Consider the following 18,897-nt stretch of genomic DNA (forward strand, 5'->3'; position numbering starts at 1 on the left):
AAATTATTGCATTACAATTCCAGGAGGTTATTCTTGTGTTGAACGTAGACCGTCAGAAAAATATTTTGGACATGCTTTACCGGACGGGGTCCGTTAAGGTTTCCGAGCTCGCGGACCAGTTCGGAGTGGGAGCCGAAACGATACGCAGAGATCTGAAGGCGCTGGCCGCGGAATGGGATATCGAGCTGATCTACGGCGGGGCATACATGAAAAACGCCACAAACAGCATCAGCGTTCACGAGCAGACGATGGCGATGAAGCGCAGTGAAAACTATGAAGCAAAACAGATCATCGCACGAAAGGCCGCGGCCCTTGTTTCCCCGGGCGATACCATCGCGCTGAATTCGGGAAGCACGGTGGAGTATATCCTCGATTATCTGGCGGGAAAAACGCCGCTGAACATCATCACGCTGAACGTCAATGTCGCGTCCAAAGCGCTGGCCATTCCCGGCATCAACATCTATCTTCCCGGCGGAAGGGTACGCAGCAGCTCTGGGATGACCGTCGGGCCGTCCTCCACGGATTTCATCGGCACGTTTACGATCGACAAATGTTTCTTCGGCGTATCGGCAATCAACCTTTCCCACGGGATTACGCACCCGGTCATGGAAGAAGTGGAAAGCAACCGCGCGCTGCTCGCCGTCTCCTCCAAAAATTACGTCGTTGCCGATTCCTCCAAGCTCGACAAACAGTCCCTTGTCCGAATGGCAAAACTGGAGGAAATGGACGCGTTTATTGTGGATGACGTATTCCCCCAGAATTACCGCAAATATATGGCGTTAAACGGAATTGAAGTCATATAGCCGGATTCCTTTTCAAAAAAGCCTCCGGCCGCAGGTGCTAACCGTGCGGCCGGAGGCTTTTTCCATGATCGGAACTTTCAGGGGGTCATTTATTGCAATATTGAGGTGAAATAAACAAGGTGATCCGTACAGCCGTGTTTCATTAGCGCATCATAGGCATACGGGTCGCAGACGACCAACTGCCGGTGGCCCGCCCTGTGGATTTCCTCCACGCCGGCTTCATAGATTTTTTCAAGAATTTCCTGCCGCGCTCCAAAGGGAACATATTCGGCAGAAACCGGAGCCTGCCAGATAGTGACCCTGTTGGTACGTTTGCCGCCCTGCACCAGGGGAACGAATTCCCAGCTGTTCGGGACGGCGCGCTCGCCGGGAACGCCGGACAGGCGGTTAAGGAGTCCGTCCATGCGCAGGTAGCGCGTGAAAAAGCTTCCGCCGTAAAGGTATCCTTTGTCGACGGCAAGGCTGCCGCAAAGGGAAAGGATACTTTCCACACGGAGATCATGGCGGATTCCGAGCTTATCGCACAGCGTCGTCAGCAGGTACTGGCTCTGGCCGCTCAGCGTGATGACCCTGCGCACGCCTTTTTCCTGCAGAGCCTGCACCAGATTGGAAAGGTGCCGATACCCTTCGTCGATCAGCCCCGCGGCGAAATACTCAAAACCGCCGAAGAACGGGCCGAACCGGGGCTGTACCGCAATTCCGCGCGATTTCAGGAAAACGCCAAGATCATACGCGCAGCGGGAAGTAAACGCAAAGGTGGCGTCATCCACGAACAGGCATGTCGTGCTGTCGTCCGCAACGGGGACGGCTTCCTTCCAGAGTCCGTACGCGTTTTCTCCGGCCTTTATGATATGCCCGTCATTCTTTTTCACGGTATCGTGAAGGGAAGCCACCGCGTCGGGCTTGAAGCTCTGATTGACAAACAATTCCCTGAACAGCATCATGCACAGAAGGTAATCGTTCTGATCTTCCCCGAAATTCTGCCAGCGCTCTCCCTGTCCGGAAAGGATGGAAGAAAAAACAATGTCCGCGCCGTATTCCGAAGGCGGAAGCTGCCCGAGCCAGACGGCGCGCGCAATCTGGGCCACACGGGAAGGGTAATGGCACATGGCCCTCGTGGCGAGGTATTCGGGGCAGTAGCAGGCGCCCTGATCCATATGGACCGACTGTCTGTCTACCTGAAAGCGGTATGCATCCAACGAAAACTCTCTCATAATCCAAGTACTCCTTTATTCAAAATGCCGTCCGGGTCCAGCGCGTCTTTGATCGCCTTCATCACCTTTACGCCGGCTGCACCGTGCTCCAGGGGAAGGAATTCCGCTTTCGCCGTTCCCACGCCATGGTGATGGGAAACGTTTCCGCCGTACTTCAAGCTTGTTTCCACAGCGATGCGCAGGCAGTCAAGATACCTCTGCTCGCCCGCCTTGTCGTCGCCGTTTGTCTTTGCGTGGAAAATGACATATACGCTCGCGCCGGTATGGTAGACATGGGAAAAATGACAATCTATCACTTCGCAGTAGGGAGCCAGCGCGCTGCGCATTTCCTTCCACACGGCCGCGATGGAATCCCACGGGGCGGCCACTTCGATGGCATCCGCCGTTCCGCCCTTTACCGCGTCATAATCAAGCATTTTTTTCGTTGAGAAGCGTGTGGCGAACCAGTCCTCCGCGATTTGGGAAGTCTTTGGCCGCCCGCCGCCCGCACGGCAGATTTCGTCCGTCAGCCGTTCCTCCAGCTCCGTCATTTCATCGATTCCCTCAAATACCAGGATCAGGAGGGCAAAACCCTTCTCAAGGCCGTACTGGCTGATTTTCCCCCGTGCCTCCACCTCGTCGTACAGACGGACAACCGCGGGGTGCAGGCCCTTCTGGATAAACCGGCGGATGGAGTCGAGCCCTTCTTCCGTAGCGGCAAAGGTATAGGCTTTGAAAATCCGCTTTTCCGCCACCGGAAAAATACGCATTTCAACGGAAGTGACGATGCCGTAAACGCCCTCGCTGCCGAGGAAGAGCTGGTTCAGCTCCGGCCCGGTGGAACGCTTCGGCGCTTTGTGGGTGGAAAGGATATCCCCGTCCGGAAGGACTACCTCCAAAGAGGTGACCATGTCGTCCATTTTGCCGTATTTTGTGGAGAACGTACCCACCGCGCGGGTCGCGGCCATACCGCCCAGACAGGCGCTCTGAAAGGACTGCGGATATTGGCCGCAGGTATAGCCGCGCTCATTGAGCATGTTTTCAAACTCGGCGCCCGAAAGGCCGCAGCCGCCCACGGCGGTCCCGTTGACCGGATTGATGGAAAAATGGCGGATGCGTTTGGTGTCTATCATGATCTGCCCGTCGTAGGGGATTGTTCCGCCCACGATGCCGCTGCCGCCGCCGTAGGGGGTGACGCCGATATGGTACCGTACGGCAAGCTTCAGGATTCTGCTGATTTCTTCGGTATCCGCAGGACGAAGAACGCCGTCGGTCAGATACGGATACGTTCCCTGAAGCATCCATTTATATTCGCGGGGATAACATCCGTGGGAATAAATCAGTCTTTCCTCAGGCTGTGTCAATATTTCCGTTTGAGGACATTGCTCGTTTACTTTCTCAAAAAAAGGGATTGTGTTTTTCTGCATTCAAATTCTTCCTTTCCTGCTGTTGGTAGTTCACTGGTAAATCGCTGCTCAAAGGGTAATGCTGCGCGCAGCTATGATATCCACACCTGTTCCCAGGATATTGGCGACAATGACGTCCCCCTGCCGGACGGGCGCGTCCACCACTGTTGCGTACAGCTGCTTCATGCAGTCCCGCAGCAGCTTTTTCGGCACGGCCTTCCTGCTGATCACCGGCAGGCAGCGCAGCCGCGAGCCCCGCAGCCCCACGGTGGTCGTAATCATCCTCTTGGGGTCCGTATACTCGTTTTTCGCGTATTCCTCCCCGCGTTTGCAGGTATTCCCCTTCACTGTCAGCACGCCGCTGTCGTCGGTCAGCTCAATGGAGCAGCTCATCGGGCAGACAATACACACATATTGTTTTGTGGTCATTTTCCATCCTCCTTACCGCACGTCGACCGTCAGCGGACCGTCCAGCGGACCGTCCGGAACAAACCTGAGCGCAATCATTTCGGGCGGGTTTGCCACCCCGTAACGCGTGGATTTTAAAATCTTCCCGTTGCACACAATCTCCGCCCTGACGTCCTTCATCGGCTTGCGGACGCGCAGGTAAAGATTGATTTCTTTTCCCCCGCAGTCCGCGTTCACGCGCTGGGGAAGGACAAAGCCCACATTGCTGCCCGCAACCGTATCGACCATATTTCCCCGTGCGCTCTGACGGCGGATAAAATCCACCGCTCCCTGCGCGGCAATTTCGCCGGACCGCGAAACATAATCCACCAGGTCAAACACGGCCACCACGTTCCCCGCGGCAAAAACACCCGGAATCGAGGTCATCATCGTATCGTCCACAACGGGGCCGCGCGTCACGGGGTGCAGCTGCACCCCCGCTTTCCGGCTCAGCTCGTTTTCCGGGATCAGGCCCACGGACAGCACCAGAAGGTCGCACGGGATCACGCGCTCCGTCTCCCGGACGGGTTTTCCGTCCGACCCGACCAGCGCGACCGTCACCGCTTCCACCCGCTTGTTTCCGTGTATTTTCGTTACCGTGGTGGACAGGTGGAGCGGAATCCCGTAGTCGTCCAGGCACTGCACCTTGTTGCGGCGCAGTCCCCCGAGGGAAGACATGACTTCGTAGACGCCTTCCACCTCAATACCCTCCAGGGTCATGCGGCGCGCCATGATGAGGCCGATATCGCCGGAGCCGAGGATCACCGCCTTTTTTCCGGGAAGGTAGCCTTCCATGTTGATGTACCGCTGCACGGAACCGGCTGTCAGGACTCCCGCCGGGCGGGAACCCATGATACTGACCTGGGGGCGGGTGCGCTCCCGGCATCCCATGGCGAGAATGACCGCCTGCGCCCGGATCTCCAGCAGCCCTTCCTGCGCGCTGACCGCGTAGATCCTGCGGTCGTCCGTCAGCTCCAGGACCATGGTGTCGCAAAGGACGTCGATGCCGCCCTCGGCAACCAGATCGATGAATTTCTGTGCGTATTGGCATCCGGAAAGCTGCTTTTTGAAACGGAGCAGGCCGAATCCGTCATGGATGCACTGCTGAAGGATTCCTCCAAGCTCGTAGTCCCGCTCGACCAGCAGAATCCGGTCCATACCGAGCTCTCTCGCCTTTACCGCAGCCGCGAGGCCGGCCGGTCCGCCGCCGATCACGGCGATGTCATACGAAAGTGTGTTCATTCTGCATTCCTCCCTGTATTGCGTGAAGGCCGGACCAGTATTTCAGAGCCCTTCCCTTTCAGGGTTACCTCCGAAGGGTCGATCTTCCACTCGCGGGCCAGCAGTTCCAGCACGCGGGAACCGCAGAAACCGCTTTGGCAGCGGCCCATGCCGGCGCGTGTGCGGCGCTTTACGGCGTCCATCGTCCGCGCGGGAATTTTACCGTGAACGGCGCGGAGAATCTCCGCCTCCGTGACGGTTTCACAGCGGCAGACCACGCGGCCGTAAGCGGGGTTTTCGGCAATAAGCCGGTCGCGTTCCTCCTGCGTGCAGTCGCGGAAAGCGGGTTCCGGCTTCCGGATGGGATTGAACGCCGTGTTGATCGGGGTATCCGGATTCTGTCCGAGGTACAGGCTTTCCACCAGCTCCGCGATTGCCGGAGCAGAGGCAAAGCCGGGGGACTGAATGCCCGCCACATGAATAAAGCCCTTGATTTTACGGGAATTCTGAATCACAAAATCCTCGCTGTAGGTTGCCGCGCGGTTTCCGCTGAAATAGGTAATGACGGACCTGGGGTCAATGCCCTTCGTCAGGCGCATTCCCTTTTCCAGTATGAATTCCATGTCTTCCCTGTCAACGTCCCTGTCTTCCTTATCCGGCACCTCAAGCGCGGAGGGACCCCAGAGCAGCGTTCCTTCCGGCGTTTCTTCCGGCCCGCCGCCCTTTGTATAATTGTTTGGGGCAACACCCGAAAAAGTACGGATTTTCCCCTTGTTTTCCTTATCGAAGATCACCAGCGCGCCGCGCCGCGGATGAATGGAATAAAAACGGTCCCCCGCCATTTCCGCGATTTCGTCCGCGTAAAGCCCGGCGGCGTTGATGACACAGTCACACGGAATAACGCCCTGTGTGGTAACCACGCCCTGCACGCGCCCGTCCTTTGTCAGGATATCCACCACCTCGCAGCCGAGGCGGAACCGTGCCCCGTTGTCCACCGCGTTTTCCGCCAGCGCAAGGGTGACCTCGTAAGGCTCCGCATAGCCGGCGGAAGGAGTCCAGAGGGCAAACTGAACGCTGTCGGAAAGCCCGGGTTCCATCTCCCGCGCGCGGTTCCCGCTGATGATTTCGATTCCCGGCACGCCGTTGGTCACGCCGTTTTCATACAGCCCTTCGATGGCTGCCCGGTCCTCTTCCCCGAAGCCGCAGACAAAGGAACCGGTACGGTTGAACTTGAAACCCAGCTGCTGGGACCACTTGGTATACTGGGCGTTTCCCCTGACGTTGAGTCGGGCTTTCAGGCTGGCGGGCTTGGAATCATAACCGGAATGCACCATTCCGTTATTCGCTTTGGAGCTTCCCTCACAGAGGTCCTCTTCCTTTTCGAGCAGGAGGATGTTCACCCGGTACTGCGTCAGCTGCCTTGCGATGGCGCATCCCGTCACCCCGCCGCCGATAATCACTACGTCCGCTTTGTCCACGACCCCCATCGCCCGGTACGGGGCGCTGTCCTTCCTTTTCAGGGGGACAGCGCCGGGGGCGGTCAGATCGCTGACCACATTATGTACACCGGGAAGCTTTGCCGCCATATGGCCGATATCAACAGCCGTCTGCCATGTTTTTGTACTGCCTTCAAGCGTGAGGATTCCGTCATCTTCAATACGGGCGGAGACTGCGCTGGAATCCAGATCAAATTTTTTCAGCCCCTCTGAAAAAGCGGCCAATATCTCCTGCTTATTTGCAGTCAAATCTCTCATCTCCTATTGTTATCTCGTGTTCTTCCCTTTGCCGTTTTCTTCGTTTTAATGCCGAATCCAGTTCGAGGAGCGTTTTACTGCCTCCTGCCAGTCGGAATAACGCTGACTGCGGTTTTCGTCCGTAATCTGACAGGTGAACGTCGCGTCGTATTCGACGGCCTTATCAAAATCGGATTCCTGCCACAGGCCCGCAAACAGTCCGGCCATTTCCGCGGCACCCAGGCTGGTTGCCTCCACAGACGCCGGGCGGTCCACCCTGCAGTCGAGGATATCCGCAAAGAATTGCGCGAGCAGATTGTTGCGGGAAGCGCCGCCGTCGATTTTGACGTTCGTCATCGCGGTTTTCGTGTACGCGCCGATAGAGTCCGTGATATCCTTGATACTGAACGCGATCGCTTCCAGCGTGGCGCGGCAGATGTGCGCTTTGGTCGTGCCGCGGCTGATGCCGATAATCATACCGCGGGCGAACGGGTCCCAATACGGCGCACCCAGTCCCGTTAAAGCCGGTACGAAATAGATTCCGTTGGAATTTTCAACGCTGCGCGCAAGGGTTTCCGATTCCCCGGATTTTTGGATAATGTTCAGCCCGTCGCGCAGCCACTGGATGGCGGAGCCTGTCACGGCCGCATAGCCCTCCATCGCATACTGCGTTCTGCCTTTGATTCTCCACGCGATCACGGTGTTGATGCCGCCGTCAAGCACAACGCATTTTTCCCCGATGTTCACATCCAGGAAAGAGCCGGTGCCGTTTGTCAGCTTTGCGGTTCCCGCGGTACGGCAGCCCTGCGCGTAAAGCGCGGCGTGCTGGTCGGCAATGCAGCCGCCGATCTGAATGGGCCCTCCGAACAGCCCGGGCTCCGTCATGCCGTAATCCCCGGAGTCGTCCGTCACGTTGGGATAGATGGAAACGGGAACGCCAAGGTAATCCAGGAATTCCTTGTACCACTCGCCGGTTTCCAGATTGAGGCTGCCGGTCACGGAAGCGTTGGAATAACTGATGGCGTGCGTTCTGCCTCCGGTCATTTTCCAGACCAGCCAAGTGTCGATCGTACCGAACAGTGCTTCGCCGCGGTCAACCTTCTCCTTTACTTCCGGTACGTTTTTCAGGAGCCATTCCAGTGAAAGGGAAGAATAAACGGGCGCGATTGTCCAGCCGGTCGCTTTTTTGGCTTTTTCTCCCCATTCGCTCGCGTTCAGCTCGGCGCACCGCGGGCCGGTGCGGCTGTCCTGCCATACAATCGCCTTGTACAGCGGCTTCCCCGTCGCCTTGTCCCAGACCACGCTCGTGGCCCTCTGGTTGGTGATACCGATGGCGGCGATATCCGCCGCTGTCAGCCTCGCCTGCTCCATGGCCAGTTTACAGTGCTTCATGCTCTTTTCGTAGATCTCTTCCGCGTCGTGCTCCACTCTTTCCTCGCTGGGGGTGTACTGGGTAAACTCTTCGTAGCTTTGCGCCACAATATTCAGCCCTTGGTCGAATATCAGTGCGCGGGTTCCGATAGTGCCTTCATCGATGACCATTACATGACTTTTCAACACAAACAACTTCCTCTCTTTATATGATCCGCAAAATAGCGACAATGGAAACAGGATTAATCAATCATGTGCAAATAATGTGGTTTTAGAGAGTTTATTATCAAAATTATGTTGGTTTATGACAATATAATATCAACATTATATTGTGTTGTCAATAGAGAAACGGTGAATTATTGAAATAAATAGGGAGAGGCTATTTTACAGGGCGGAAATCCCACCGGAAGCGGCGGAACATTCCCGCCGCGGCGTATTGAAATGTACCTTAAGATAGGATAGAATGTTTTTAATGTGATTTTAATTTTTGACAAATTCCCTTTAAAGTTTTATTTGTTAGAATTCAAGCATACTCAGCTGAGAGGAAACCGATCGCGAGACTATGATTTGCATGAGGGATTCCAACAAATAACGAAGGAGAAATTTTTATGACTACACTGGAGCAAGTAGAAAAACTGCGCGAAAAGGCAAATGTAAGCTATGACGAGGCAAAAGCGGCACTGGACGCGACAAACGGCGACCTGCTGGAAGCGCTGATCTATCTGGAGAAACAGGGAAAAGTGACGGCCCCGTCCGGCGGCGGCTACTACAGCAGCGCGAAAACCGAGGACCAGAATCCTACGGCGGGCGCGGAACCGGGCCGGGCGTATACGGACCCGAAATATCATGGCGGAGAATCCTTTTCTTCCCTGATGAGAAGGTTCGGGAGATTTCTGATGAAGATTATCCGCATAGGCAACACCAACTATTTTGAAGTTCTGAAAGGGCCGGAAAGCAAAGCGTGCATCCCGGTTTCCGTTCTCGCGCTTCTTCTCATCTTCGCGTTCTGGGTGACCATCCCGCTGATGATCGTGGGGCTGTTCTTCGGTCTGCGCTACCGCTTCAGCGGCCCCAATTTCAGCGGTGACACGGTAAATCATGCCATGGACAGCGCCGCGGACGCCGCGGAAAGTATCAAGAATTCCATCAACCAAAAATAACGGGAAACGGCAGGACTGACAATGGGTGCGAACATACTGATTGTTGAGGACGAAGAAAAAATCGCCCGCTTTGTCGAGCTGGAGCTCGGCTACGAGGGCTATGCCACAACGAAAGCATTTGATGGAAGAACGGGGCTCGAGCTTGCCGAATCCGGCAGGTTCGACCTCATTCTGCTGGATATCATGCTGCCAAAGCTGAGCGGAATGGAGGTGCTGCGCAGGCTGCGCCGGACCTCCTCCGTGCCGGTGATCATGCTGACGGCGCGCGACAGCGTAATGGATAAGGTCTCCGGACTGGACAGCGGGGCGAGCGATTATATTACCAAGCCCTTTGCCATTGAAGAGCTTCTCGCAAGAATTCGCACCGCGCTGAGAAAAACAATGCCGCAGCAGGAAAACACGGTGCTTTCCTGCTGCGGCGTCACGCTGGATACCGCGCGGCGCACCGTTACGGTGAACGGCGCGCCCGTGGAGCTGACCAAAAGGGAGTTTGACCTTCTTCATTACCTGATGAAGAACAAGGGGCTGGTGATTTCCCGCGAAACACTGCTCGAAAACGTCTGGGGCTTTGATTTCACGGGCGAGACCAACGCCGTCGACGTCTATGTGCGGTACCTGCGCGGAAAAATCGACGATGTCTTCGGGCTGAAACTGATTCAGACCGTCAGAGGAGTGGGGTATGTGATCAAAGATGAACAGTGAGCCGGCCAGCAGCCCCGCCAGCCGGCTGGGCGACAAGTTTAAATTTTCCATTGTCCTGAAGCTCAACGCGCGGCTTTTCCTGCGCGTCCTCAGCCTGTTTCTCACCCTCGACATCATCCTGTGCATTCTCTGCGCGACGGGACTTGCCATGCTCAGCGAGCAGTCGGCTGGAAATGCCGCCGAAATTCTGAGCAAAAGCGGGCTGCCCCCGCAGTCGGATCAGGCATGGCTTGCCGAGGCGGGAATCAATGTATCGGAAAATCAGGGAAATCCGGAGGGGATTCGGTTCGCGATCCCCGGCTTTCTGCAGAGCCGCTTTTCAAAGCTGACGGCAAAGGGCGTGCGCAGCATTGTGTTTCCGGCTGCGCCCGGGCTTTCTTTCGGGAAATACCTGGAAGGCGCCGTTTACAGGGTTTCGGCCGAAATCAACGGGCAGCCCTACCTGATTTCCGTCACAAACGCCGCCGCCATCCGGATGATGGAATCCGCCTTCCTCATTCTTCTCGTGCTGGAGCTGCTCCTGCTTCTGGGGGGGATTTCCCGCGGAGCCAGAGTGATCCGGAGAACGCTGCGGCCGATTGAAGAACTGGCTGAAACCGCGAGGAACCTCAACACCGGCGGCGCGCTGACGCCCGAACAGCTGGAAGCGCTGGCGGGCAAGCTGGATGGAATCAACGCCGCCCGGCTGGATACACGGATTGCGGTGGGTGAAACGCAGAACGAGCTGAAAACGCTTGCATCCGCCATCAACGGGATGCTGGACCGGATCAACGAGTCCTACCGGTCCCAGGTGCGCTTTGTTTCGGACGCGTCCCACGAGTTAAGAACGCCGATTTCCGTGATTCAGGGCTACGCAAACCTGCTGGACCGCTGGGGGAAAAATGATGCGAAAACCTTGCAGGAATCCATCGACGCCATTAAGGACGAAACCGCAAACATGAAGGCGCTGGTGGAACAGCTTCTGTTTCTGGCCCGGGGCGACAACAACACCATGGCTCTTCAGATCGAGCGGTTTGACCTGTCCGCCCTTGCCGCGGAGGTGCTGCGGGAAACACAGATGATCGACTCGGGGCACGAGTACGAATCCTATCTCTCCCCCGTTTTCGTCAACGCGGACGAGGGGCTGATCAAACAGGCGCTGCGGATTCTGACGGACAACGCCATCAAATACTCTCCCGCCGGGAAAAAGATTACGATCTCCGTTTCCGGTGAAGAAGGCCGCGCCAGACTGACGGTACAGGATGAAGGCATCGGAATTCCGTCCGAGGCGGTCCCCCGCATTTTCGACCGCTTCTACCGCGCCGACGAATCCCGCGCAAGGGCTACGGGCGGAACGGGGCTGGGGCTGTCTATTGCGAAATGGATCGCGGAGCGCCACGGAGGGCATCTGGAGGTTCTGAGCCGGGAGGACATCGGCACCCGCATTTCCATGATCCTTCACGCCGCCGCGGAAAAATAGGCAAAGATAAGGCCTGAACCCCAATGGAGGGTTCAGGCCTGTTTTTTTATATGGATCGGACGCACGACGGTTAAATTTCATCGGTATTTTTATTATATAATGGTGGGAACGAAATTTCAAGAGAAAAATTTAATATTAATAATTATTATTATTTTATACAAAAGAAGATGCTTTTTTGCTTCTAAAATCTACCTTTTAGGGATAGATTAAATATCAAAAACAGGCTATACTATAAGTCACAGAAAAGAAATAAGTCAACAGGAGGTTTTGATTATGAATGAAAAAAATGTAAATAGAAAATTGAGCCCGGCGCAGGAAAACAACTACGGAAAGTCGGTTTACCGTCAGGACGAATACGAAATTCCGGATGAAGTCAGCTGCTCCATGGAATTTTCCAACGGGTGCATCGGCGAATAAGCGGAGCGGATTCCCTCCCCGCTATTACAAAATTGACAGTATATGAGAAAGGCAGAGATTGTATGGAAAAGGATTTTCTGGAAGCCCTGAAAAAGCGCAGGTCTTATTACGCAATCAGCAAAGAAAAAATTCTCTCCGACGAAGAAGTCGTCAGCCTGGTTGAGGATGCCGTGAAATACACCCCCAGCGCCTTCAATTCACAAAGCGCGCGCACGGTCGTTCTTTTCGGCAAAGAACACGACAAGCTTTGGGATATCACAATGGAAATATTAAGAGGCATTGTCCCAGCGAAGAATTTCGCATCTACGGAAGAGAAAATCAACTCCTTCCGCGGCGGGTACGGCACCGTTCTTTACTTCGAGGACCAGAGCATTGTTACCGGGCTGCAGGAGCAGTTCCCTCTTTATAAGGATAATTTCCCGGTCTGGTCGCTGGAATCCTCTGGCATGCTGCAGTTCGTCATCTGGACGGCGCTCGAGTCCAACGGCTATGGCGCAAGCCTTCAGCACTACAACCCGCTGATCGACGAAAAAGTCGCCGCAAGCTGGAACATTCCGAAAAGCTGGAAGCTTCTCGCACAAATGCCGTTCGGCAAACCCACCGCTTCCCCCGATGAAAAGACCTTCCTTCCCCTTGAAGACAGAGTCAAAATATACAGATAACACACAAAAAAACAACGCCGGTTTTTCCGGCGTTGTTTTTTTTGCGTTCCGTTACTGGAGTTTTCCGCCCTCAATCACCACGTCATCCGCGGAGACGGAGTCACCGTAGGCCGGTTTCAGTCTGGCATCATAGGCCTCGTGAATGAAGTTTTCCTTGCCCAGTGCGGTCAGCTCATTATTGACCCAGTCAAGAAGCTCCTTGTCGCCCTTTTTCACCGCGGGCGCAATCGTGTCCTGTTCGCCCAGCGACGAAACCCCGACCGTATAGCCGCTGTTTTCTCTCGCCCAGGCAAACAGCAGGGTGTTGTCGTGCGCAAGAGCGGCGCCGCGGCCGTCCTTCAGTGCCTGAAACGCCTCGGTATTCTGGTCGTATTTCAGCAGCTCAATATCCGGATCGTTTTTCGTGAAGTACGTTTCCGCCGTCGTACCCTTGTTGACGATCAGCTTTTTGCCCTTGAGCTGGGAGACATCGGTAATCTGGCTGCCGTCCGGAGAAACCACTCCGAGCGCTACCTTCATGTACGGATTTGCAAAATCGACCTTCTCTTTTCTCTCGTCCGTTACGGTAAAGTTGGCCATAATCAGGTCCACCTTGCCGGACTGCAGGTACTCTACGCGGCTCGCGGCTTCCACAAGGACAAATTCGGCCTTGTTTTCGTCACCCAGAAGGTCTTTTGCAAAGCGCTTCGCGATGTAGACGTCAAAGCCCTGATTTTTTCCCTGAGCGTCAACATACCCGAAAGGAGGTTTGTCGCTGAACACTCCGACCTTGATTTTTCCGTTCTGCTTGATGGTTTCCAGCGAGGACTTCTGGGTCCCCTGCTGGGAGCAGCCCGCAAATGTTCCCAATGTCAGTACGGCCGCCAGCACGGCGGCGAGAATTCTGCCTGTTTTTTTCATAATTAACCCTTCTCTTCATCAAAATTAAAAATATTCAGAAACTGTTTTGCCCTGTCGGTTTTCGGAGCGGTAAAAAAGAGCTCCGCGCCGGATTCCTCTACAATCTTCCCTTCGTCAATAAATACGACCTTATCCGCGACCGCTCTGGCAAAACCCATTTCATGGGTAACAATCACCATCGTCATGCCCTGCTTCGCAAGGCCGAGCATTACGTCGAGCACCTCGCGCACCATTTCGGGGTCGAGCGCCGCCGTGACCTCATCGAACAGCATTACCTCCGGATTCATACACAAAGCGCGCACGATGGCCACACGCTGCTTCTGCCCGCCGGAAAGCTGGCGGGGATACGCGTTTTTTCTGTCCAGAAGTCCGATGCGCTCCAACAGCGCTTCCGCCTGCCGCCGGGCTTCTTCCCGGCTCCGCTTCTGCACCTTCAGGGGACCGAGCAGAATGTTTTCCAGGATCGTCATATGCGGGAAAAGATCATAGCTCTGAAAAACCATCCCGATTTTCTGCCGGACCAGATGCCACTGTGTTCCGGCGGAGGAAATAGGCTGACCGTCAAGGCTGATCTCCCCCGACTGTATCGGCTCAAGGCCGTTGATACATCGCAGCAGGGTGCTTTTCCCGCAGCCGGAAGGCCCGAGAATGACGACGACCTCGCCCTTGTGGACCTGCAGGTCGATCCCGTCCAGCACGGTCCTGTCGTCGTAGCTTTTATGAAGCTGTTTGATTTCAAGAAGAATATCTTTCTCCATTTTTTACCTCCTCAGGACTGCCATTTCCGTTCCAGCCGTTTGGACAGGAGCGAAACAGGATAACAGACTGCAAAATACAGCAGGAATATAAAGCCGTATATCCAGAAGGATGCCGTGGGCACCTCTAAAATGGACCGCTCGATAATCTGCTGGCCCACCTTCAGGACCTCCACCACCCCGATCAGCACCACCAGCGAGGTGGTCTTGATCATGCGCGTCGCAAGGTTGATCGCGGCGGGCAGCAGACGCCGCACGGTCTGCGGAATAATGACATAGCGGTAAATCTGCACGTTGGTCAGTCCAAGGGCGGCGCCGGATTCTCTTTGATGTTTCGGCAGGGATTCCACCGCGCCGCGGACAATGTCCCCCATTTCCGCCGTGCCCCAGAGGGAAAAGACCATGATGGAGACGACCTCCCCGCCCAGCTCCAGATTCAGGGTAAAATAGAAGATAAACAGCCACACGAGAATCGGGATGATGCGCACCGCTTCCAGATAAATCCGGCAGACGGAACGAACGGCCTTCCATTTCGACGTCATCACAATGCCCAGCACAATCCCGAGAACGCCGGAAATCAGAACGGAAACCAGCGCGATCCGCGCCGTTACCAGCAGCCCGTTCAGCAGGCGGAGAAGGTTCGAGCCCTCAAAAATAACGTTAATTCCCGAACTGGCCATAGCGCACCTTCCTTTCCAGAGCGGACAGAAGCAGGGATACCGGCAGCAGAAGCAGCAGATAGAACAGCACGAGCAGGGTGAGCGCCTCCGTAGTCGAATAATACATGCCGATCAGGTCCTTGGCGACAAACATCAAATCCGGCAGCGCCACCGCGCTGACAATCGACGTCTCTTTCATCAGGAAAATCGCGTTGGCTTCCAGAGCGGGCATGGAAACGGAAAACGCCTGCGGGAAAATGACATAGCGCACCAGCTGCGCGCGGGAAAGGCCGATACTGAGTCCCGATTCGATCTGGGTTTTCCCCACCGCCTCCAGTCCGCTGCGGAACGCTTCCGCCATATAGCTTCCGCCCAGAAAAGTCAGCCCCGCAACCGCGCAAAGCTCCGCTTCCAGCTTCAGCCCGATCTGCGTCAGTCCGTAATACAGGAAGAACAGCTGTATCAGCGACGGGGTATTCCTGGAAAACTCAATATAAACCTTCACAATGGATTTCAGCATGCGGACCCGGTAATAAATCGCCAGGCTGCAGAGGAAACCCACCAGAAGCGACAGCGCAATTGCCCACACGGAAATGGTCAGCGTCAGCTGCGCCGCTTTCCAATAGAGAGGCAGGCTCTGTACAATAAAGCCGAAGTTCAATAAAATCCGCCTTCCTTTTGTGATTTAGCCGAAAAGCTTCAATGCTTTGAGAAAATCCGGGATACCGGCTTCAAAGCTGATCCCGAAGCGGAAATCCGAACCCGCCGCCCGGGTCCGGCGGATTCCTTCCACCGTAAAATCGGCAGCGATCCGGGCCGCCTTTACAAGCGGAAAATCGTTCAGAAGCGCGGCGAACAATGCGCTTGCGAAAACGCCCTCCGCTCCGCGGCAGTCTCCTTCCGTACAATCGGAAAAGACATAATCGATTTCTCCGTTTTTCGTGTCGTAGACCGCGGCGCCCGGATGGGCCGCGTCGAAGCGGACGCCGGTCAGAGCAATTTTTTCCGGGCCAAGCCCGCCCAGCTTCTTTAAAATACTGTCAATATAAACTCTTTTGTACGGCCCTTTCAGATACGGTTCGTTCAGCAGAAGAGAGGCTTCCGTCAGATTCAGCACAAGGACATTCGCTTTGCCGCAGAGGTTTCTCATCTCCGCCGGGAACGTGCCGCCCAGGTGCGGATACAGCTTTCCGCCGTCCGCCATGTCCGGGTTCACAAGAACGAGCGCATCCTCCTTCTGAAATCCGTCGATCAGGGCGAATACGGCTTTTACCTGTTCCGGGGAGTTCAGATCACCGGTACAGATCCCGTCAAACTTCAGCCCAAGGCTTTTCCAGTGCTCCTGAATTTTGGGGATATCCCCCGCAAGACCGCGATATGTACAGTCCGGGAATCCGTCCCTGCGGGCGGACAGCACCGCGGTGGGAAGCACGGCCGTTTCGATTCCCGCCGCCGAAAGGATGGGCAGCGCAGCCGTCAGCAGGCCTTTCCCGAAGCAGGGCAGGTCATGGATCGCCAAAGCCCTCTTCCGGGGTCTCTCCCTCGCTCCGGTTTGATCAATTCGTCTGAACAGGGTGTTTATGAACTGGGACCGCATCTTGCCACCGCCTCGTGCTTATATTAAACATATATTTTTAGTAGTTATTATATGCGCTATCCTCTCTTTTGTCAACAGGAAAATCAAGATTCCCTGAAAATGACGATGTGCGGAAAAATCGGGAAAACCGGCTTATTTCCCGACCGACATAAACTATTAATGAATTTTTAACAGAATCCCATTTAAAATGGGATATAATATTATTTACAGCATCTACAGTCGATTCTGCAACAAGTTTGCGTTTCTCCCCCGCCTTCGGCGGGGGAGAAACATGTTCTGTCTTTCAAACTGAAATGGAATCGCTGTAATCGTATTTTCCAGCAAACGGAAAAGTTTGAAAACAGAGAAGGTTCATGATCGCACGGAAGGGAGATATCAATTCATGAATATCAAAACAAAATCGAAAACGAAAAAAGGAATCGTTTGCGCGGCGGTCCTTTGTCTGGCGGCCCTGCAGGTCACATCGGCAAGCCCGGTGCAGGCCCTCGGCGCTCCGGATATTTCCATCAGCACGGCGTCCTCTCTGGTGGATGAGATCAAAACCACCGTCGCGTTTGGACTCACCCAGAAGGAATTTATATACACCGATCAATCCGGCAAAAGGCTGACCTGCTTTATCATGGAGTACAATCCGCAGCAGGCCGGCGTGACCCTTGCGGCGGGCACTCCGCACGACGGAACGAAAATCGGCCTCGCCACCGTACGGGACCAGGCGGGCGCCGCGGTCCGAAACGGAAAACAGGTGGTTGCCGCCATCAACGCGGATATGTACAATATGAGCACGGGCGACCCGTGGGGCGTAGTGGTCAAGGACGGAGCCGAAATCCACTCCTATGCGCCGGTGCGAACCTGGTGGAAGTTTTTCGGCGTTAAAAAAGACGGTTTCCCGATTTACGGAGACCGCCGGACTTACGAAGCCAACAAGGGAAACATCCAGCAGGCGCTGGGTATTCACAGTATTCTGGTCGACGGCGGCATCGTCGTCAACACGGACCTGACGTCCACGCTTGCCCCCCGCAACGCCGTGGGCGTGCGCAGTGACAACTCCGTTTTCTTCCTGCTGGCGGACGGCAGAAAGGACCCGTATTCCCACGGGCTGACGCTGCAGCAGACCGCGCAGCTGATGAAGGACCTGGGAGCGGTGTGGGCCGGAAACCTGGACGGCGGCGGCTCGTCCACCCTGATGACCAGGACCCCCGGAGAAACCGCGCTGACCGTAAAAAACCATCCTTCCGACGGCTGGGAGCGCGCCGTAGCCAATTCGTGGCTCTTTATCGCCAACCCGAAGCCGGACGGCGTCTTTGTCTCCGCCGCGCTGACGCCCTATGACAAAACCTATTCCCCGAAATCCATCGTTCCGATCACCGCGAAGGGGCTGGATTTCTCGGGCGCTCCGACCGCCCTTCCCAAAAGCGGGTTAAGCTGGGCGCTGTCCGATTTCAGCTTTGGCAGCATCGGCCAGGACGGTGTTTTCTCCTCCAACGGCAAAGAGGGGCAGGTACAGGTACAGCTTTGGTACAACGGCGGGATCGTCGGTTCCACCTACGTTGAAATCGCCACACCGGACAATTATGTCTCTGTCGGCACCGTCTCGCCGAACGCCGGGAAAGACGCCGGACTGACGGCCACCTATCAGGGACGCGAGGTCATCCTGACTATGAACAAATCGGACTGGTAATTTCAGACACAAAAATGCTGTCCCGGTTAAAAGCCGGGACAGCATTTTTTATCGGGAAAACATCAGTTCCCGTATCCGCTCTGCCCTTCTTTGCCGAATTTCGCTCTGGCGCTCTCGGCCTGAGGGTCGTGCCTGATGTGTTTCTTATCCGTTTTCGCCTGTTTTTTGTCGCTGCCGCCCTTCTTGTCCTTCTGTGTATGGCTCATTGAAATCCCCTTTCCGCCTTATTCGTATTCGATTTTAAAGCCGGTGTGTTCAATGCAGTCCTTGATCTCCTCTTCCGTGGCGGGCTCATTGTACTCCACCTTGACCGAACCGGTCGTCAGGTTCACGCCGACTTCCTGGACTCCCTTGATTTTGTCCAGCGCGTTTTTGATTTGGGTTTTGCACTCTTTATTCTGAATTCCCGATACGCTGCAAAGCATCGTATTCATTTTCTCTCCCCCTCGTTGTTGTTTTTTTCATGCCTGCCGTCATGCATGCCCAGTTTGCGGCCGTCGATCATTCCGGCGTCCGCATTTTCCCCGGGCTTCATCTTTCTCAGCTCCGGGTTGCTCTTTTCCCGGTCCTTCCTTCTGTTTTTGTTATTGTCCATCTTTTTTTTCCTTCCCGTCATGGTATTGTGCCGCCTATCTCCTTAGTATTGATGGAATGAAAAAATTTATACGGGCGCCCCAAAACGCAGAAAAGCCGCGTCGGCACGAACCAATGCGGCTTAAATAAAAGGAAACAAA

At 55.2% G+C, this 18,897-nt stretch carries 21 protein-coding genes; 7 read left to right on the top strand and 14 right to left on the bottom strand.

Annotation, left to right across the window (positions count from 1 at the left end):
• Window positions 1-35 precede the first annotated feature (35 nt).
• Window positions 36-803 (top strand): DeoR/GlpR family DNA-binding transcription regulator, encoded by a 768-nt coding sequence (locus ACRQV7_RS11070; RefSeq protein ID WP_275716598.1) that lies wholly within the window; start codon window positions 36-38, stop codon window positions 801-803.
• An 89-nt stretch (window positions 804-892) separates the two neighbouring features.
• On the opposite strand, the gene ACRQV7_RS11075 is transcribed toward ACRQV7_RS11070, so the two are convergent.
• Genes ACRQV7_RS11075 through ACRQV7_RS11100 form a run of 6 tightly spaced genes read right to left on the bottom strand, consistent with a single transcriptional unit; the run spans window position 893 to window position 8,360 of the window.
• Complete coding sequence (locus ACRQV7_RS11075) at window positions 893-2,017, bottom strand: hypothetical protein (RefSeq protein WP_444658189.1); 1,125 nt, start codon at window positions 2,015-2,017, stop codon at window positions 893-895.
• Window positions 2,014-3,423, bottom strand: coding sequence for an FAD-binding oxidoreductase (locus ACRQV7_RS11080; RefSeq protein ID WP_444658190.1), 1,410 nt, complete (start codon window positions 3,421-3,423; stop codon window positions 2,014-2,016). Before ACRQV7_RS11080 ends, ACRQV7_RS11075 begins: the two co-directional genes overlap by 4 nt.
• 48 nt (window positions 3,424-3,471) lie before the next feature.
• Complete coding sequence (locus ACRQV7_RS11085) at window positions 3,472-3,831, bottom strand: DUF1667 domain-containing protein (RefSeq protein ID WP_275716592.1); 360 nt, start codon at window positions 3,829-3,831, stop codon at window positions 3,472-3,474.
• Between the two features lie 12 nt (window positions 3,832-3,843).
• Window positions 3,844-5,091 (bottom strand): NAD(P)/FAD-dependent oxidoreductase, encoded by a 1,248-nt coding sequence (locus ACRQV7_RS11090; RefSeq protein WP_444658191.1) that lies wholly within the window; start codon window positions 5,089-5,091, stop codon window positions 3,844-3,846.
• Window positions 5,088-6,815 (bottom strand): NAD(P)/FAD-dependent oxidoreductase, encoded by a 1,728-nt coding sequence (locus ACRQV7_RS11095; RefSeq protein ID WP_275716588.1) that lies wholly within the window; start codon window positions 6,813-6,815, stop codon window positions 5,088-5,090. The genes ACRQV7_RS11090 and ACRQV7_RS11095 overlap by 4 nt, the downstream gene beginning before the upstream one ends.
• A 54-nt stretch (window positions 6,816-6,869) precedes the next feature.
• Complete coding sequence (locus ACRQV7_RS11100; RefSeq protein ID WP_444658192.1) at window positions 6,870-8,360, bottom strand: FGGY family carbohydrate kinase; 1,491 nt, start codon at window positions 8,358-8,360, stop codon at window positions 6,870-6,872.
• Window positions 8,361-8,782: 422 nt separating this feature from the next.
• Here ACRQV7_RS11100 and ACRQV7_RS11105 point away from each other — a divergent pair, with 422 nt between their 5' ends.
• From ACRQV7_RS11105 to ACRQV7_RS11125, 5 genes are all read left to right on the top strand, one after another.
• Window positions 8,783-9,334: a ubiquitin gene (locus ACRQV7_RS11105; RefSeq protein ID WP_444658193.1), complete on the top strand. Its 552-nt coding sequence runs from the start codon at window positions 8,783-8,785 to the stop codon at window positions 9,332-9,334.
• A 21-nt stretch (window positions 9,335-9,355) separates the two neighbouring features.
• Window positions 9,356-10,036 (top strand): response regulator transcription factor, encoded by a 681-nt coding sequence (locus ACRQV7_RS11110; RefSeq protein WP_444658194.1) that lies wholly within the window; start codon window positions 9,356-9,358, stop codon window positions 10,034-10,036.
• Window positions 10,026-11,495: a sensor histidine kinase gene (locus tag ACRQV7_RS11115; protein ID WP_444658195.1), complete on the top strand. Its 1,470-nt coding sequence runs from the start codon at window positions 10,026-10,028 to the stop codon at window positions 11,493-11,495. The genes ACRQV7_RS11110 and ACRQV7_RS11115 overlap by 11 nt, the downstream gene beginning before the upstream one ends.
• 273 nt (window positions 11,496-11,768) lie before the next feature.
• Window positions 11,769-11,912, top strand: a complete 144-nt coding sequence (locus ACRQV7_RS11120) for a hypothetical protein (protein ID WP_444658196.1) — start codon at window positions 11,769-11,771, stop codon at window positions 11,910-11,912.
• Window positions 11,913-11,974: 62 nt separating this feature from the next.
• Entirely contained in the window at window positions 11,975-12,574 is a 600-nt protein-coding gene (locus ACRQV7_RS11125) for a nitroreductase family protein (protein WP_444658197.1), read from the top strand.
• A gap of 51 nt (window positions 12,575-12,625) precedes the next feature.
• Here ACRQV7_RS11125 and ACRQV7_RS11130 read toward each other — a convergent pair whose 3' ends face one another.
• From ACRQV7_RS11130 to ACRQV7_RS11150, 5 genes are read right to left on the bottom strand one after another with little or no spacing between them, the layout of a single operon-like run.
• The gene (locus tag ACRQV7_RS11130) at window positions 12,626-13,474 is read right to left on the bottom strand and encodes a cysteine ABC transporter substrate-binding protein (RefSeq protein ID WP_444658198.1); all 849 of its coding nucleotides are present in this window, start codon (window positions 13,472-13,474) and stop codon (window positions 12,626-12,628) included.
• A 2-nt stretch (window positions 13,475-13,476) separates the two neighbouring features.
• Complete coding sequence (locus ACRQV7_RS11135) at window positions 13,477-14,232, bottom strand: amino acid ABC transporter ATP-binding protein (RefSeq protein ID WP_444658199.1); 756 nt, start codon at window positions 14,230-14,232, stop codon at window positions 13,477-13,479.
• A gap of 11 nt (window positions 14,233-14,243) precedes the next feature.
• Entirely contained in the window at window positions 14,244-14,909 is a 666-nt protein-coding gene (locus ACRQV7_RS11140; RefSeq protein ID WP_444658200.1) for an amino acid ABC transporter permease, read from the bottom strand.
• A complete protein-coding gene (locus ACRQV7_RS11145) occupies window positions 14,890-15,555 on the bottom strand; it encodes an amino acid ABC transporter permease (protein WP_444660266.1) in 666 nt (221 codons plus the stop codon). Before ACRQV7_RS11145 ends, ACRQV7_RS11140 begins: the two co-directional genes overlap by 20 nt.
• Before the next feature lie 18 nt (window positions 15,556-15,573).
• Window positions 15,574-16,407: a bifunctional hydroxymethylpyrimidine kinase/phosphomethylpyrimidine kinase gene (locus ACRQV7_RS11150; protein ID WP_444658201.1), complete on the bottom strand. Its 834-nt coding sequence runs from the start codon at window positions 16,405-16,407 to the stop codon at window positions 15,574-15,576.
• Between the two features lie 460 nt (window positions 16,408-16,867).
• On the opposite strand from ACRQV7_RS11150, the gene ACRQV7_RS11155 reads away from it, so the two are divergent.
• On the top strand, window positions 16,868-18,163 hold the full coding sequence (locus ACRQV7_RS11155) for a phosphodiester glycosidase family protein (RefSeq protein WP_444658202.1): 1,296 nt from the start codon (window positions 16,868-16,870) through the stop codon (window positions 18,161-18,163).
• A 62-nt stretch (window positions 18,164-18,225) separates the two neighbouring features.
• Here ACRQV7_RS11155 and ACRQV7_RS11160 read toward each other — a convergent pair whose 3' ends face one another.
• Genes ACRQV7_RS11160 through ACRQV7_RS11170 form a run of 3 tightly spaced genes read right to left on the bottom strand, consistent with a single transcriptional unit; the run spans window position 18,226 to window position 18,758 of the window.
• Window positions 18,226-18,369, bottom strand: coding sequence for a CPC_1213 family protein (locus tag ACRQV7_RS11160; RefSeq protein WP_275716563.1), 144 nt, complete (start codon window positions 18,367-18,369; stop codon window positions 18,226-18,228).
• A gap of 18 nt (window positions 18,370-18,387) precedes the next feature.
• A complete protein-coding gene (locus ACRQV7_RS11165) occupies window positions 18,388-18,597 on the bottom strand; it encodes a heavy-metal-associated domain-containing protein (protein ID WP_038325264.1) in 210 nt (69 codons plus the stop codon).
• On the bottom strand, window positions 18,594-18,758 hold the full coding sequence (locus ACRQV7_RS11170; protein ID WP_444658203.1) for a hypothetical protein: 165 nt from the start codon (window positions 18,756-18,758) through the stop codon (window positions 18,594-18,596). Before ACRQV7_RS11170 ends, ACRQV7_RS11165 begins: the two co-directional genes overlap by 4 nt.
• Window positions 18,759-18,897 lie beyond the last annotated feature (139 nt).

The sequence above is a fragment of the Caproiciproducens lactatisolvens genome (assembly GCF_052443335.1).
GTDB lineage: Bacteria > Bacillota > Clostridia > Oscillospirales > Acutalibacteraceae > Caproiciproducens.

Bases quoted from the DNA above. Each gene is read 5' to 3' on its own strand.
- ACRQV7_RS11075 (WP_444658189.1), bottom strand. From the start codon at position 2,017: ATGAGAGAGTTTTCGTTGGATGCATACCGCTTTCAGGTAGACAGACAG.
- ACRQV7_RS11080 (WP_444658190.1), bottom strand. From the start codon at position 3,423: ATGCAGAAAAACACAATCCCTTTTTTTGAGAAAGTAAACGAGCAATGT.
- ACRQV7_RS11085 (WP_275716592.1), bottom strand. From the start codon at position 3,831: ATGACCACAAAACAATATGTGTGTATTGTCTGCCCGATGAGCTGCTCC.
- ACRQV7_RS11090 (WP_444658191.1), bottom strand. From the start codon at position 5,091: ATGAACACACTTTCGTATGACATCGCCGTGATCGGCGGCGGACCGGCC.
- ACRQV7_RS11105 (WP_444658193.1), top strand. From the start codon at position 8,783: ATGACTACACTGGAGCAAGTAGAAAAACTGCGCGAAAAGGCAAATGTA.
- ACRQV7_RS11110 (WP_444658194.1), top strand. From the start codon at position 9,356: ATGGGTGCGAACATACTGATTGTTGAGGACGAAGAAAAAATCGCCCGC.
- ACRQV7_RS11115 (WP_444658195.1), top strand. From the start codon at position 10,026: ATGAACAGTGAGCCGGCCAGCAGCCCCGCCAGCCGGCTGGGCGACAAG.
- ACRQV7_RS11120 (WP_444658196.1), top strand. From the start codon at position 11,769: ATGAATGAAAAAAATGTAAATAGAAAATTGAGCCCGGCGCAGGAAAAC.
- ACRQV7_RS11125 (WP_444658197.1), top strand. From the start codon at position 11,975: ATGGAAAAGGATTTTCTGGAAGCCCTGAAAAAGCGCAGGTCTTATTAC.
- ACRQV7_RS11130 (WP_444658198.1), bottom strand. From the start codon at position 13,474: ATGAAAAAAACAGGCAGAATTCTCGCCGCCGTGCTGGCGGCCGTACTG.
- ACRQV7_RS11135 (WP_444658199.1), bottom strand. From the start codon at position 14,232: ATGGAGAAAGATATTCTTCTTGAAATCAAACAGCTTCATAAAAGCTAC.
- ACRQV7_RS11140 (WP_444658200.1), bottom strand. From the start codon at position 14,909: ATGGCCAGTTCGGGAATTAACGTTATTTTTGAGGGCTCGAACCTTCTC.
- ACRQV7_RS11155 (WP_444658202.1), top strand. From the start codon at position 16,868: ATGAATATCAAAACAAAATCGAAAACGAAAAAAGGAATCGTTTGCGCG.
- ACRQV7_RS11160 (WP_275716563.1), bottom strand. From the start codon at position 18,369: ATGAGCCATACACAGAAGGACAAGAAGGGCGGCAGCGACAAAAAACAG.
- ACRQV7_RS11165 (WP_038325264.1), bottom strand. From the start codon at position 18,597: ATGAATACGATGCTTTGCAGCGTATCGGGAATTCAGAATAAAGAGTGC.
- ACRQV7_RS11170 (WP_444658203.1), bottom strand. From the start codon at position 18,758: ATGGACAATAACAAAAACAGAAGGAAGGACCGGGAAAAGAGCAACCCG.